At 41.3% G+C, this 13,056-nt stretch carries 13 protein-coding genes; 2 read left to right on the top strand and 11 right to left on the bottom strand.

The features are described from left to right. Positions 1–14: 14 nt before the first annotated feature. Positions 15–845 carry an LCP family glycopolymer transferase gene (locus MKY06_RS05885; RefSeq protein WP_064471445.1) on the top strand — a complete coding sequence of 277 codons (831 nt, stop codon included), beginning with the start codon at positions 15–17 and terminating at the stop codon, positions 843–845. A gap of 51 nt (positions 846–896) precedes the next feature. Here MKY06_RS05885 and MKY06_RS05880 read toward each other — a convergent pair whose 3' ends face one another. From MKY06_RS05880 to MKY06_RS05850, 7 genes are all read right to left on the bottom strand, one after another. Beyond that, positions 897–1,532, bottom strand: coding sequence for a cupin domain-containing protein (locus MKY06_RS05880; RefSeq protein WP_057274508.1), 636 nt, complete (start codon positions 1,530–1,532; stop codon positions 897–899). Between the two features lie 110 nt (positions 1,533–1,642). Continuing rightward, the gene (locus tag MKY06_RS05875) at positions 1,643–2,965 is read right to left on the bottom strand and encodes an MATE family efflux transporter (RefSeq protein ID WP_223268955.1); all 1,323 of its coding nucleotides are present in this window, start codon (positions 2,963–2,965) and stop codon (positions 1,643–1,645) included. A 62-nt stretch (positions 2,966–3,027) separates the two neighbouring features. Continuing rightward, positions 3,028–4,161, bottom strand: a complete 1,134-nt coding sequence (locus MKY06_RS05870; RefSeq protein WP_064471443.1) for a DUF2087 domain-containing protein — start codon at positions 4,159–4,161, stop codon at positions 3,028–3,030. 166 nt (positions 4,162–4,327) lie between these two features. Then, positions 4,328–4,465, bottom strand: coding sequence for a hypothetical protein (locus tag MKY06_RS05865; protein WP_171843212.1), 138 nt, complete (start codon positions 4,463–4,465; stop codon positions 4,328–4,330). Between the two features lie 99 nt (positions 4,466–4,564). Then, the gene (locus MKY06_RS05860) at positions 4,565–5,023 is read right to left on the bottom strand and encodes a VOC family protein (protein ID WP_013055867.1); all 459 of its coding nucleotides are present in this window, start codon (positions 5,021–5,023) and stop codon (positions 4,565–4,567) included. 263 nt (positions 5,024–5,286) lie between these two features. After that, positions 5,287–6,150: a GRP family sugar transporter gene (locus tag MKY06_RS05855; RefSeq protein ID WP_029325031.1), complete on the bottom strand. Its 864-nt coding sequence runs from the start codon at positions 6,148–6,150 to the stop codon at positions 5,287–5,289. 460 nt (positions 6,151–6,610) lie between these two features. Next, positions 6,611–7,588: a carbohydrate kinase family protein gene (locus tag MKY06_RS05850; RefSeq protein WP_029325030.1), complete on the bottom strand. Its 978-nt coding sequence runs from the start codon at positions 7,586–7,588 to the stop codon at positions 6,611–6,613. Positions 7,589–8,051: 463 nt separating this feature from the next. On the opposite strand from MKY06_RS05850, the gene MKY06_RS05845 reads away from it, so the two are divergent. Further along, on the top strand, positions 8,052–8,378 hold the full coding sequence (locus MKY06_RS05845; RefSeq protein WP_025749520.1) for a cyclic-phosphate processing receiver domain-containing protein: 327 nt from the start codon (positions 8,052–8,054) through the stop codon (positions 8,376–8,378). 215 nt (positions 8,379–8,593) lie between these two features. On the opposite strand, the gene MKY06_RS05840 is transcribed toward MKY06_RS05845, so the two are convergent. The 4 genes from MKY06_RS05840 to nirB form a co-directional block, all read right to left on the bottom strand. Beyond that, complete coding sequence (locus MKY06_RS05840; RefSeq protein WP_098325779.1) at positions 8,594–9,430, bottom strand: formate/nitrite transporter family protein; 837 nt, start codon at positions 9,428–9,430, stop codon at positions 8,594–8,596. Positions 9,431–9,454: 24 nt separating this feature from the next. Then, a complete protein-coding gene (cobA, locus tag MKY06_RS05835; RefSeq protein WP_098399736.1) occupies positions 9,455–10,225 on the bottom strand; it encodes a uroporphyrinogen-III C-methyltransferase in 771 nt (256 codons plus the stop codon). Between the two features lie 71 nt (positions 10,226–10,296). Next, positions 10,297–10,623 carry a nitrite reductase small subunit NirD gene (gene nirD, locus MKY06_RS05830; protein WP_013055862.1) on the bottom strand — a complete coding sequence of 109 codons (327 nt, stop codon included), beginning with the start codon at positions 10,621–10,623 and terminating at the stop codon, positions 10,297–10,299. Positions 10,624–10,641: 18 nt separating this feature from the next. Continuing rightward, the gene (gene nirB, locus MKY06_RS05825; protein ID WP_340960429.1) at positions 10,642–13,056 is read right to left on the bottom strand and encodes a nitrite reductase large subunit NirB; all 2,415 of its coding nucleotides are present in this window, start codon (positions 13,054–13,056) and stop codon (positions 10,642–10,644) included.

Raw genomic sequence — 13,056 nt, 5'->3', positions numbered from 1 at the left:
AAAAAGGTGAGACGATGAGCAGCAAAGCAAAAAAAGAGTGGATTGGCGGTCTCGTACTATTTTTACTCGTCAGTTTTGTCAGCATCACATTTGCAGGCTATCATACGGTGAAAGCTGCCGTTGATCAAACATATGTACCGCTTGAGCATGGTAACAAAACACACGTCAATTTAAAAAAAGGGCAACCGTTTTCCCTGCTTTTAATTCAAGAAAACCATCAAAATACGTCATTTGTGTATATGACTGTTAATAAACAGCATGAATCAATAAAAATGACCCACTTGCCAGGGTCAACTCAGCTCGGCAATGAAACACTGCGAACCATTTATCACCGAAGAAATATGAATGCTGTCGTAAAGAACGTCGAAACGTACGCAAAGCTTCCTGTTGATTATTATGTCAAAATGGATCAGCAGTCAGTCGTCGATGCTGTAAATAAATTAGGCGGCATTATCGTCACAAACAAACGTGCTTTTGAACATAGCAACATTGTTTTTCCAAAAGGATCGATTCGCCTTAACGGAGAAGAAGCGCTTGTTTTTTTAAAGGAGCGTAATGAGCAAGACATCTTTACTGCGCATGAAAGACAGCTGTCCGTCGCGAAAGCCATTTTCAGCCAAGCAGCTACGATTCCCAATGTTGCAAAGCTGCACTCTCTTGTATTTACGCTCGCTGATCACATTGAAACCAACGCAACCTTTAATGATATCAAACGGATTCAAAAAACCTACAAACCGGCCGTTTCTCACGTAGACAAGCAGCAGTTTCCGCAAAACGAATGGAACCAAAAACAAGTCACAACGCGGCTGTACAAGCACTTAGAACGCAACGAGCTGTTTTTATAAAAAACGCCTCACGAAAAAAACCATTGACCGCAGGCTCAATGGTTTTTTATGCTACTTATCTTCAGCAGGCACTACTTTTTCATTTATTTTAATAACAACTTTTTCATCACGTTCATAGCCCTTCTTATAAGAAGAATGATCATTAGGCGGCCCAATCACAACCGTATCCGTAATTGGCGCTACGGCTTCTGCTACTTCGCTTGCGCTTACTCCGTATGCTTTTTGAAACACGATCGGAGGCGTTAAGCGCAGCACGTCGGATCCTTCTGTAGATTCGAATTGATCATTGTTAAAAAAGAGATGAAGATGCGCTTCTTCCGATAAGGGCTCAATCCAATGCCACCAGCCCATCGGTATAAACACAACTTCCCCTTGTTTTATCCGGTAATTGTGCATACTGCTTGTATCAGGATCCAAGACAGACACCTGCACTTCACCTGAAACGACGACATCTAATTCCCACGCGTTTGGATGCCAGTGGGGTTCTCTCATATGCCCTTTCGTCATATATAAATCAACAAAAGCACCTCCAAGCATAGCAGGCAGCTGAGTTGAGGTTAGTTGATACGCTATATTTTGATCATTTCGTTTGAACAGGACGTTTTGCTTATAGTTCACTGACAGATTAGGCGTTCCTGAGCTTTTTTTAATATTTGAATTATCCGGCACAAATCCAGATTTACTCATAGTGTCATACCCTCTTTTCATCAAAAAGTTATATGCACTATCCTATTAAAACTCTTAGCTAAGGGTGTTTTAATTAGGAAAAATAAAAAACGAGCGTTTCCGCTCGTTTTTTATCCGACAAGACGTTCAATTTTCTTTTTCTTCCATACAAATTGATAATAGCTGTACTGCAGGATTAAGCTGACAACAAACGCCGCTGGATATCCAATCCAAATCCCTTTGATTTCAAGAGGTGTAAACTGCGATAACACGTAGGCTACGGGTACTTCTACACACCAAATAGCCATAATACTAAATACCGTAGGCCAAAGCACCGTACCGCTTGCTCGCATTGTAGCGGTAATAATTTGCGCATGACCGAAAATCAAATAGCTCCAAAGTGTTATCACTAAAAGCTCTTCGGCAATATGGAGCGTGTGCTGACTTGTTAAAAACAAAGCTAAAATTTGATTAGAAAAGAGATAAATAAGTAAAATTAATACGCTGCCAATAACGTAATTCAGCATAATTCCAGAGCGAATAACTTCTTTTAAACGCTCAAATTTATTGGCACCAATCGACTGCGCCGCAAAAATAGAAACCGCAATCCCTAAGCTGATTGCCGGCATTTGTACATAGCTTGCCACTTGGTTCACCGCTCCGTACGCTGCTGTAGCGTCTGAGCCAAATCCGTTTACAAACGTAATGACCGCGATTTCAGAAAGAGAAACTAAAATCATGTTGATACTAGCTGGAATCCCTAAACGCATAAGCAGCTTTAAAAGCGTTCCGTCCATTTTTAATGAAATAGATGAGTCAAACTTTAACGGATGATTTTTCTTGCGTAAATAGATAATCATAATAATGAACGTTAATACGGTTGAAAACACCGTTGCGTACGCAGCGCCGTACACTCCAAGCTTTGGCACTCCGATCCATCCAAAAATTAAAATCGGAAGGAAAATGATGTTTAAGACCGTACTCACAACTAAAAAGTAAAAAGGCGTTTTAGAGTCTCCGGTTCCGCGCATAAACGTCGTATAAACAAAGTATAAAAACAAAACAGGAATTGCCACAAACAAAATGCGCGCATAGTGAACCGTTACGTCAATAATATTAGCCGGCGTTCCCATAATCCGAAGAATATCCGGAGCAAATATGCTTCCCAAAACAGCAAGCACAATCCCGACTAAAAATGTAAACGTGAGCGTGGTACCGATAATTTCTTTGACTCGTTTTTCATTTTGCGCCCCGTACGCTTGCCCGATTAAAATGGAACTTCCTGAACCAATTCCAATCGAAAACGACACGAGCAGAAAAAACAGAGGAAAAAAAGCGGAAATAGCGGCTAACGCATCAACTCCAAGCGCTCTTCCGACAATAATACTCCCCGCCAGCTGCCCAACGGACTGCATGGCATTACTTAACATGAGCGGAATCAAAAACACAAGCATCAGCTTACTGACGGACTTTTCTGATTCCACTACTTCACTTTTAGCATCTTGATTCTTCACACCTATTTCTCCTTTGTATCAGCTTTCGGCGAATGATAGCCTTTTTCGCCGTAAGGCTGCAGCTTCTCTAACCATTTCGCTTCCAGTTTCAGCAAATCCTTTTTTGAAAGTGCTTTTTCTTCTTCTCTTTTAATCGTTTCCAGCATCTCAATTAAAAAAGCATCCGCCCCGTACGTATTCCACTCGTTTTGAAGCTCTTTATTTTGATGAGTGTTCGTCTTTAACGTGAACTTTACGCCGTTTAACGTTTTGATGTTAGGCGTAGAGCCAATGTAAATCTTATCGTTGTGAAGGTTTTTAATTTGATATACGCCGCCTTCTGTTTTTACTTCTTTCGCTAGCTGCTTCATTTGCTTTTTATAGTCTTTTGAGTCCATACTCATCCCTGTCTCTCCTTTTCTCCAGTAGCTGCTTCCATCTGCGCTGCGCTCTAAAAAACCGTACTCAATTAAATAACGTCGCAGCACCGCATAGTCGTCATAAAAAGGTGCTAACCTATCATTTACTTCTTTTTCGGTATATGTGCTACCGAAATCAAAATGCCCGCTTAATTCTTCAAGAACAACAAGACGGTGTTTTTCTTGCAAATGAAAAGTACGAAGAGGTCCGTTTAAACCTTGCGGAAAATTCTTCGCTAAAATCTTTTCACGCTCTTCATCACTGACGCTGTAGCGCTGACTTCTTCTAGGCGCAGTATTTGTTACGGGTACCGCCTTCTCTTCTTCCCCGTCGTTTAACAGTTCCATCAGCGTTAAAAACACTTTTGCCTGACGCTCTTTTTTCTTTAACGTAAAGCGGTGATTCCGAATGGTCGATGAACTGCCGATTCCCATTTCTTTTTGAATATCACTATCACTTTTTCCTTCTTTAAAAAACTTCACTAAATTTTTTTGATGATCAGAAAGACCGGTTACATCTTTATCTAGCTCTATTAAATGATGAAACACAGACCCGTGCTGCTGTTCAACATGAAGCTTCATATAACGTTTTGCTTCATAAAAAACACCTTCCACTGGATAAATAATGCCTTTTTCAATACTTTCACCGCACAGTAAGCAGTGATAGTGCTCTTCGCTTTCCCCGTACCCTTTCTTCATATCTTCAAAAGATGATTCCCAAAACAAGTCATTTACCATTTGAATAGACACCTTTCTATTTTGTTTATTAATTTATAAACAAATATATTATATGTTTATTATTATGTCAAACTTTCGTTTATGATACACAAAAAATGTTGAAACATAACGAAATGAACCCAACCTAAAGACGAACAAATGGGATACATGAGCTCATATAGATCGCTTATGACACCGCAGTTAATTTCCATGCAAGACTTCGCTTTCCGCGGGCGGCCGGTAAGCCTCCTCGTCGCTTGCGCTCCTGCGGGGTCTCACCTGTTCCGCTTTTCCCGCAGGAGTCTTCGCCTTGCCCTCCAATCAACTGCTAGAAGGAACAAAACAGATCAAACCTGCGTTTACCATAACAAAAAAAACGAACCGCTAATCAAACACGTTGATCAATGGTTCGTTTTCACTTCGGCTAAAATAATCCCCTCCGGTTCTCTTTGTTCCATTCACTTAAATATGGAAAATCCTTAGATACAACGGGCTTATCATCCAAAAGCGTAATTAATTCCAAGCGGTTACCGTCAGGGTCATTAAAATACACGCACGCTGCCGGCATCCACGTATGAACGATCGGCTCTGTTTGCGGCTTTCCAAACGACGTTTCTTCAGGTTCAATGCCTTTTGAACGCAGCCACGTTAACGCTTCATGAATATCTGCTGCTTCAATTCCAAAAGCAAAATGACTCCTTTTCAACTCTTTTTCATCTGTTTCCCAAAGCCCGAGCATCTGCTTTTGTTCCCCAACAAAGAAAAAAGCACAGCGCCTCTCTTCAATTTTATGAACAAACGTCAGCCCAAGACGTCTATAAAATTCAATCGAATCCTCCAAATTCCGAACCTGCACATGCGTCTCATAAATACTCTTAATCATAGCCTTCCCTCCATCCTTTTCTCCTACTATAAGCCATCTCACACCAAACAGCTTCCTAACAAAGAATGAAAAATCATCAGTCTTAAGAACGAGAAACACTCAACAGGAACATACAGCTTTGAAATTCAGAAGAGCACTAAGGTTTTGATCTTGACTTTGACTAAGGGTTTGAGGCTACCCCGCAAGGGGTGCCTCAAACCCTTAGATCTAGAAAAACCCCCATGGCTGCACTCTAGCCATGGGGGTTTTTCTACATCGATAAATTAAGCGTGTGCTTTTGCGAGGCCGATACAGATACCGCCTGAAATAATCAGTACACTCGCAAGAGATACATAAAATAATTGACGCTTTGTTTTCTTTTCTCCCAAGAAGACAATACCGCCAAAAATTGAAATAACGATACCCATTTGCGATAATGAAAAGCTTGTTGCTACGCCTAGTCTTGATTGAGATAAGAATAAGAACATGTTTCCAGATGCCCAGATTAGCCCTGGTAAGATATTGCGAATCGTATATTTGTTAAATGGCTTATGTTTGTATGTAATGATTAAGCCCCCAATTAACATACCGATTGCTTGCGGGAATAGAGCTGCCCATGCGTCTACGTTGAAGATACGTGCGATAACTACGTAAACTAAGAATCCAAGACTTGAAATGATAAGAGTGATAACTCCTTTTTTTGTTTGTCCCGGAGCCCCTTGTGCCCCTTCTTTTTTACCGTCTAATGAAGAAAGCACAACGCCTGCTAGTATTAAAAGAATCGCAATAGATCCAAGCACAATCGTTTGAAGCGTTGACCATTCTTTAAATACAATAACACCAAAAAGAGCTGTTGATACTAATTGCATACCCGTTGAAATCGGCATTGACTTTGAAACACCAAGGTATGGAACACTTTTAAACTGATTGCTTTGACCTACTGACCAGAACAAACCTGAAACAATCCCGACAATAATGAGCGTTGGTGTTAACACCGGCTGCACAATCATAAACTGAACAAATGAAAGAATCAAAGCTCCAATAATTGTTCCAAGCGTTTGACTGTAAGGTCCACCGCCCATCTTCATACTAACTAAAATCATGCTTCCCCACGCAACGGAAGGAAGAACACCTAGCAAAATATCCATCTTTCTCTTAACCTACTTTCCTATTTCTAATCTATGTACATCGTATGTAACGACCTGCTGCTTTTCTCTCATCAAGGGCAAAGAGCCAAGCACTCATACTCCCTCGAATATCCCCCAAAAGGTCCACTTATGCGGATGATGTCTCCCCCGCAAGGGAGGCATCATCCGCATAGGTCTAGAAAATTTAATAGGATCGCTCTTTGATCCTATTAAATTTCCTACATCGATAAATATATAACGTTTTCATAAATAGTGGTAAAACTGCTATTTATTGCTGCTCGTATTATACTAACACGAACATTTATTATTTAGCTAGAAATTTTTTTGATTATTTTTTAAAAACAGAAAAAATTTTTTTCTTCTTACTCCACAGCTCACTTCTCCCTCTTATGTGATCTGCAATCAGCAGAAACGGACGCCTCTGCTGATTGAAAACAAGAAGAGATAAAGCCTTTTCATTTTAGTTAGCTACAGGCTTACAAAATTGCTCTACTACTTCTTTGGCTGGAATTGAACTGATCGCACCTTTTCCAGTTGTCGTTAAGGCACCGCTTGCATTTGCAAAGCGCAAAATAGCATCATGGTCGCGGTCAAGGATAGCCGTTAAGTTTTCTTGTGACACATCGCGGCTTAATAGCTGATAAAGGAATCCGCCAATAAACGCATCTCCCGCACCTGTTGTATCAACAACCGCTACTTTGTAACCGTTTGATTCATAGACAGCTTGTTTTGTATAAAGCGTTGCGCCTTCTGCTCCTTTTGTGAACACAACTACTTGAACGTCACCTGTAAATAGAGACTGAATCGCTTTCTGTTCATCTTCAATGCCGGTGATAAACGACAGCTCGTCGTCTGAAATTTTGACAATGTGCGCTTGAGGAATAAATTCTAAAATCGTTTGACGGCATAGCTCATGATCTTTCCACAGTGGAAGACGTACATTTGGATCAAAGCTGATAACGCCGCCTTTTTCTTTCATGCTTTTAATCGCTTTCATATGAGCGTATTTCATAGGACTTTCAACTAAATCAACCGAACAGAAGTGAAGAACATCGTTGCTTGCAAACCAATCAGGGTTAATTTCGTCTTCTGTTAGTAATAAATCTGCTGAAGGATTACGATAGAAGCTGAAATCTCTTTCTCCGTCTTCACGCAGGGAAACAAAAGCTAAAGCTGTGTTTGCTTCTTCTGTACGATAGACCATATCAGTACCTACTCCTACTTCACGAAGCGTATCTACTAGAAAGTCTCCAAACGCATCTTCTCCAACTTTTGTAATAAGCGCTGACTCATTACCGTATGTAGCAACAACTGCCGCAACGTTTGCCGGCGCTCCGCCTGGCACACGCGTAAACGATTCCACTTCTTTTAATTGAAGACCTTTTTGAGCTGGAATCATATCAATTAATACTTCACCGATACTAAATAACTTACCCATTCTATTCACCTTACTTTTCTTTTTTTGTCATATTGTCATACTGTCATACTATGTTCCAAAAAATCCTTAAATCAAATTATACGTCCCAACCATCTTTTTCGTAAAGAGAAATTTCCAATTTATTTAAAAAAAATCGTAAATGATAGTTTTTTTCTGACAATCTTTTATTGGTTAATCCCCTTCCATCCCTTGTAAAATCTGGGATTAAAATGACCTTCTTACATAAAGATAGAGGGATAAAAAAAGCAATGTCCAGTTTTAACTGTTTATTTATTCATTTTTCGTTCGACATCTCTTTCCTTATTCCCTCTTTATTCGCCGCGAATATGCAAATAATGATAAAGATTCGTGTTTTTACCCCTATTTAAGAAGGAGTGCAGTAAAATGTGTCGAATAGACTTAGGTAGGTATATGACATTATGTATGTTACACTAAATACAAGGCAAGGAAGGGAGAATCAGTCATGAAAATCAATGTTTTTCTAGACGACTATCGCAAATGCCCTGACGGTCATGTTTTAGCCGAAACGATTGATGAATGTATTGATCTGCTAAGATCATTCGATGTTGAACATTTATCACTCGATCACGATTTACTGAGTAAGACACGGAATGGATTAATGCTCGTGCATTTTATGGTAAAGCATCATTTATATGCCGATCGAATTACGATTCACTCCGCTAATCATTCAGGCAGCAAAGCAATGTACAACTGCTTTAAGGACGCTCAAAAAGAGCATAAAATGCCAAACAACATTAAAATTCTAAGATGCCCTCTGCCTCTTCGATGATACCTGCACCCTCACACATTCATTTCAACAGAATCTGTCCGATTCAATTCTCACAGACATCCTGTTTCTATAAAATGAAGAACGATACTGCTTGTTCGATACGTATAGATGTGAATACGCTTTAAGCAGTTTATATTATATAGAAGAAACCGCTCTAAAATACCATGATGATAGCTTTAAAAAGCAGACTATATGGTACAAAGAGCGGTTTTTTGCTATTTAGACAGTTTAGCAGAATCCAAGTCAGCTGAGAGAGCAGCCGGCTGTTTTTTAGCTTCTTTTAGCTGCCTAGCGTTCACGAACCAGTAGAGGCTTCCTACAAACAGTCCTCCCCCTGCTATGTTCCCGAGTGTAACAGGAATTAAATTATGAAATAGTCCAGCAGCCGAAATCGCATCAGGATGCGGAAGCAATAAAGCTAGACCAAGAAACGTCATATTTGCCACGCTGTGCTCGTATCCTGAAGCAACAAATGCAAACAGCATCCAAAAAATAAGCATGATCTTTGCCGCATCGCTTTTAGTACGCGCAGCCGTCCAAATTGCCAGGCAAACAAGCCAGTTGCAAAGGATGCCGCGAAAAAATAATTCACTGACCGGCAAATGCATTTTTTTAGCTGCCAGCGTCATAAGTAAATGATTGGGTTCAATTCCTTTAAACAAACCGGTTCCGGTAATTAACAAACAAAGCCCAAACGCACCTATCGCATTTCCGATAAAACACCACGTCCAGTTTTTAAACGTATCTTTCCATGTGGTGACTCCCGATAGCGTACTCACCGTATACACCATGTGATTTCCGGTAAACAATTCCGCTCCTGCAAATACGACAAGCAGTAAAGCAACAGCAAAAGATAACCCCATCACAAGAGAAACGACCGGTAAAGAAGCAGAGGCTAAAGGCGCTCCTACCGATAGAGCTAATATAACTCCAAGTCCTACGTAAGCACCTGCTAGCACCGCTAACAGCAAGTAACTCGGCAAATGATCATTCACAAGCTTCGTTTTTTCTCGGGCTAACTCATTCATTGACTGCAGTGAATTCTTAAACAAAAGTGTTTCCTCCTTTTATTCATCTTAGACGCATACTTTTTCTTCTGTTTTTTCCAAAAACCAAGAAAGAGCAGAAGCTTGCTTCACCACTTCACCAATCACAATCATCGCGGGATTGCTGACTTGCTGCTCGGCAGCCGTTTCTACAATTGTGCCAAGCGTGCCTGTAACCGTGCGCTGATAAACCGACGTGCCTTGTTCAATAAGAGCGACCGGCGTATCCGCGCTTTTTCCAGCATCTAAAAGCTGACGGCAAATATACGGCAAGTTTTTAACGCCCATATAAATCGCAAGCGTATCAACTCCTTTTGCTAAATGCTCCCAGCGAATACTTTCCGGCTTGCCGCTCAGACAGTGTCCCGTCACAACGGCAAACGAACGGCTCAGCTCACGATGCGTGACAGGAATTCCAGCATACGCCGGCGCCGCAATTCCCGCTGTAATACCCGGAACGATTTCAAATGGAATTCTATGCTGAACAAGGACTTCTGCTTCTTCACCGCCTCTTCCGAAAATAAACGGATCTCCGCCTTTTAACCGGACGACGGTATTTCCTTTTCTTGCGTAGAATACAAGCAAATCATGAATATCTTCTTGAGAAACGCAGTGATCACCAGGCTTTTTCCCGCAGTAGAGGAGTTCGGCTCCTTCTTTTGCATACTGAAGAAGAACAGGGTTCACTAATCGGTCATATAAAATAACATCTGCTTTTTCTAAACATTTGGCTGCTTTTATCGTTAGTAAATCTGGATCTCCTGGTCCGGCTCCTACAATGTACACTTTTCCTGTTCTCATTTTTGCTTCGCTCCTTTTAATGTGTCCCCTTGAATTTTTATGGCGCGTTGAAAATCAACGCGCCACGGTACTTATTCTTCAATTAAAAGATACAGTAAATCTCCTTCAACAGACGCTTCGTACGTGTCTACACATCCGCTGTCAGGCTCTTGCACGTTGCCGTCATGCAAGCAAATTTTCCAGTCGTGCATCGGACAGAACACCGAGTCGCCGCTCACGATTCCTTCACTGAGCACCCCGCCTTTATGCGGACAGCGATTTTCAATTGCCCGTATTTTTCCGCTTGATAGCTTAAACACCGCAATTTCTTTTCCGTTTACTTTCACTGTTTTACCTAGGCTTACCGGAAAATCATGAATCGATCCTACGCATACTTTTGTAATGTTTTTATTCACCATCTTTATTTCCCCCCAGCTTTATGATGTGACAACTGTTTCGAACAGCTCTTTTTTCGTCTTTTTACTTTCGACGATTTCTTTCCAAGGATCACGGTACGTAGATAACGCTTCGTCCATACGCATATTCAGCTCTCTTCTCATCTCAGCGTCATCAAGCACTGACTGGATGTGCGAAAGTCCCATGCGCTCAATCCATGCAGACGTACGTTCTAAGTAATTAGCCGTTTCCCGGTAATACTGCAAATAAGCTCCTGTGATGTCCATCAATTCTTCGTCTGTTTTTACTTTATACAATAAATCTCCGCCGCGAAGATGCGTACCTCCATTTCCGCCTACGTAAATTTCCCAGCCGCCGTCAATTCCAATAAAGCCAATATCTTTAATACCTGACTCAGCACAGCTTCTCGGACAAGCAGATACAGCCATTTTCACTTTATGAGGCGTCCATAGTCCTTCAAATTTTTTCTCAAGCGCAATTCCAACGCCCATTGAATCCTGCGTGCCAAAACGGCAAAACTGTTCCCCGACGCATGTTTTCACCGTACGCAGCGACTTACCGTACGCATAGCCAGAAGGCATATCTAACTCTTCCCATACGCTAGGCAAATCTTCTTTTTTAACACCAAACAAATCAAGACGCTGACCACCCGTCACTTTTACGAGCGGAATTTCATATTTATCAACAACATCTGCAATTTTTCGTAAATCTTCTGCATTTGTGACGCCTCCGTACATACGAGGAACAACAGAATACGTGCCGTCTTTTTGAATATTCGCGTGCATGCGTTCATTCACAAATCGTGATTCACGTTCGTCAACGTATCCGGTTGGATTCACCATACCTAAATAATAGTTTAGCGCCGGACGGCATTTCGAACAGCCTTCTTCATTATTCCAGCCGAGTACATTCATCACTTCACGCGTATGCGAAAGTCCTTTTGCTTTAATTTCTTCGACAATTTCATCTCGTGAAAGAGTCGTACAGCCGCAAATCGCTTCTTTTTGAACCGCCGCGTCAAAATCAGCGCCAAGAGTATACTGAAGCACTTCCGCTACAAGCGGCTTACATCCTCCGCAGGAGCGAGAGGCACTTGTACAAGCTTTAATTTCATCAACCGATGAGCATCCTTGCTTTTGAATAGCTTCCACAATCGTACCTTTTGTTACGCCGTTACAGCCGCAAATAATATCATCCGCGCTCATGCTTGCTACTAAGCTTTCACCCGCGTTACCGCCAGACGGCTGTAAAATCGACACTTTTGCGACATCGGATACATCTTCTTGCTTTTGTATCATTGAAAACAGTCGATTTCCGTCGCAGCTGTCTCCAAAAAGAACGGCTCCGACGATTTGATTGCCTCGCAGAACAAGCTTTTTATAAATGCCGTCTTGTTCATCGAACACTTTGATCGCTTTTTTCTCTTCATCTTCCGTGAAGTCTCCTGCTGAGAACACTTCAACACCTGATACTTTTAGCTGGGTGGATAAAACCGATCCTTCATAAGGTACTTTTTCTGCCCCGCAAATCGCTTTTGCTAATGCTTTTCCTTGTTCATACAGAGGTGCCACCAGTCCGTATACCATTCCTCTATGCTCTGCACATTCTCCAACGGCGTAGATGTTTGGGATGTCCGTTTGCATATAGTCATTCACGACAATTCCTCGGTTTACGTTAAGTCCCGCTTCTTTTGCAAGGTGAACGTTTGGCTTAATTCCAACGGCCATCACGACTAAATCAGCTTCTAAAAACGTCCCGTCTTTAAAAGATAATCCTTCAACTCGCTCATCCCCAACGATTTCCGCCGTTTGTTTTTCAAGCAAAAACTTCATGCCTTGTTTTTCTAATTCGTTTTGAAGCAATTTGCCGGCTGTTGGATCAAGCTGACGTTCCATTAAATACGGAGCTAAATGAATCACAGATACGTCCATCCCTAGATTTAACAGTCCGCGCGCTGCTTCTAATCCAAGCAGTCCGCCTCCAATAACCGCTGCTTTTTTATACTGCTGAGATGCCTGCAGCATTTCGTCCGTGTCTTTTATATCTCGAAAAGCCGTCACTCCTTTTTTATCAGACCCTGGAATCGGAAGAATAAAAGGAAGAGAACCCGTTGCTAAAATTAACTCATCATACGGTTCTACTCTGCCGCTGTTTGTCGCTACTTCTTTTTTTATCGAATCGATACTAGTAACCGTTTCGCCCGTATATAATGTAATATTGTTTTCTTGATACCAGTTCCAATCGTTTAACGTAATGTCTTCAACATTCGTATCTCCTTGCAGCACTTTTGATAGTAAAATACGATTATAGTTCGGATGCGGCTCGCTTCCGAAAATCGTAATTTCAAACGCTTCGCTTGAAACCTTCAATACTTCTTCAATCGCTCGAACTCCAGCCATTCCATTTCCAATTAATACGAGTTTCTTTTTTTGCAC

The sequence above is a fragment of the Priestia sp. FSL P4-0332 genome (assembly GCF_038005845.1).
Taxonomy (GTDB): domain Bacteria; phylum Bacillota; class Bacilli; order Bacillales; family Bacillaceae_H; genus Priestia.
The sequence above is the reverse complement of the archived record's forward strand: the minus strand, read 5'-3'. Positions and strand labels throughout refer to the sequence as shown.

Excerpts from the sequence above, each read along its gene's own strand:
- MKY06_RS05885 (WP_064471445.1), top strand. The coding sequence starts at position 15 with ATGAGCAGCAAAGCAAAAAAAGAGTGGATTGGCGGTCTCGTACTATTT.
- MKY06_RS05880 (WP_057274508.1), bottom strand. The coding sequence starts at position 1,532 with ATGAGTAAATCTGGATTTGTGCCGGATAATTCAAATATTAAAAAAAGC.
- MKY06_RS05875 (WP_223268955.1), bottom strand. The coding sequence starts at position 2,965 with ATGCTTGTGTTTTTGATTCCGCTCATGTTAAGTAATGCCATGCAGTCC.
- MKY06_RS05870 (WP_064471443.1), bottom strand. The coding sequence starts at position 4,161 with ATGGTAAATGACTTGTTTTGGGAATCATCTTTTGAAGATATGAAGAAA.
- MKY06_RS05860 (WP_013055867.1), bottom strand. The coding sequence starts at position 5,023 with ATGATTAAGAGTATTTATGAGACGCATGTGCAGGTTCGGAATTTGGAG.
- MKY06_RS05855 (WP_029325031.1), bottom strand. The coding sequence starts at position 6,150 with ATGGATATTTTGCTAGGTGTTCTTCCTTCCGTTGCGTGGGGAAGCATG.
- MKY06_RS05850 (WP_029325030.1), bottom strand. The coding sequence starts at position 7,588 with ATGGGTAAGTTATTTAGTATCGGTGAAGTATTAATTGATATGATTCCA.
- MKY06_RS05845 (WP_025749520.1), top strand. The coding sequence starts at position 8,052 with ATGAAAATCAATGTTTTTCTAGACGACTATCGCAAATGCCCTGACGGT.
- cobA (WP_098399736.1), bottom strand. The coding sequence starts at position 10,225 with ATGAGAACAGGAAAAGTGTACATTGTAGGAGCCGGACCAGGAGATCCA.
- nirD (WP_013055862.1), bottom strand. The coding sequence starts at position 10,623 with ATGGTGAATAAAAACATTACAAAAGTATGCGTAGGATCGATTCATGAT.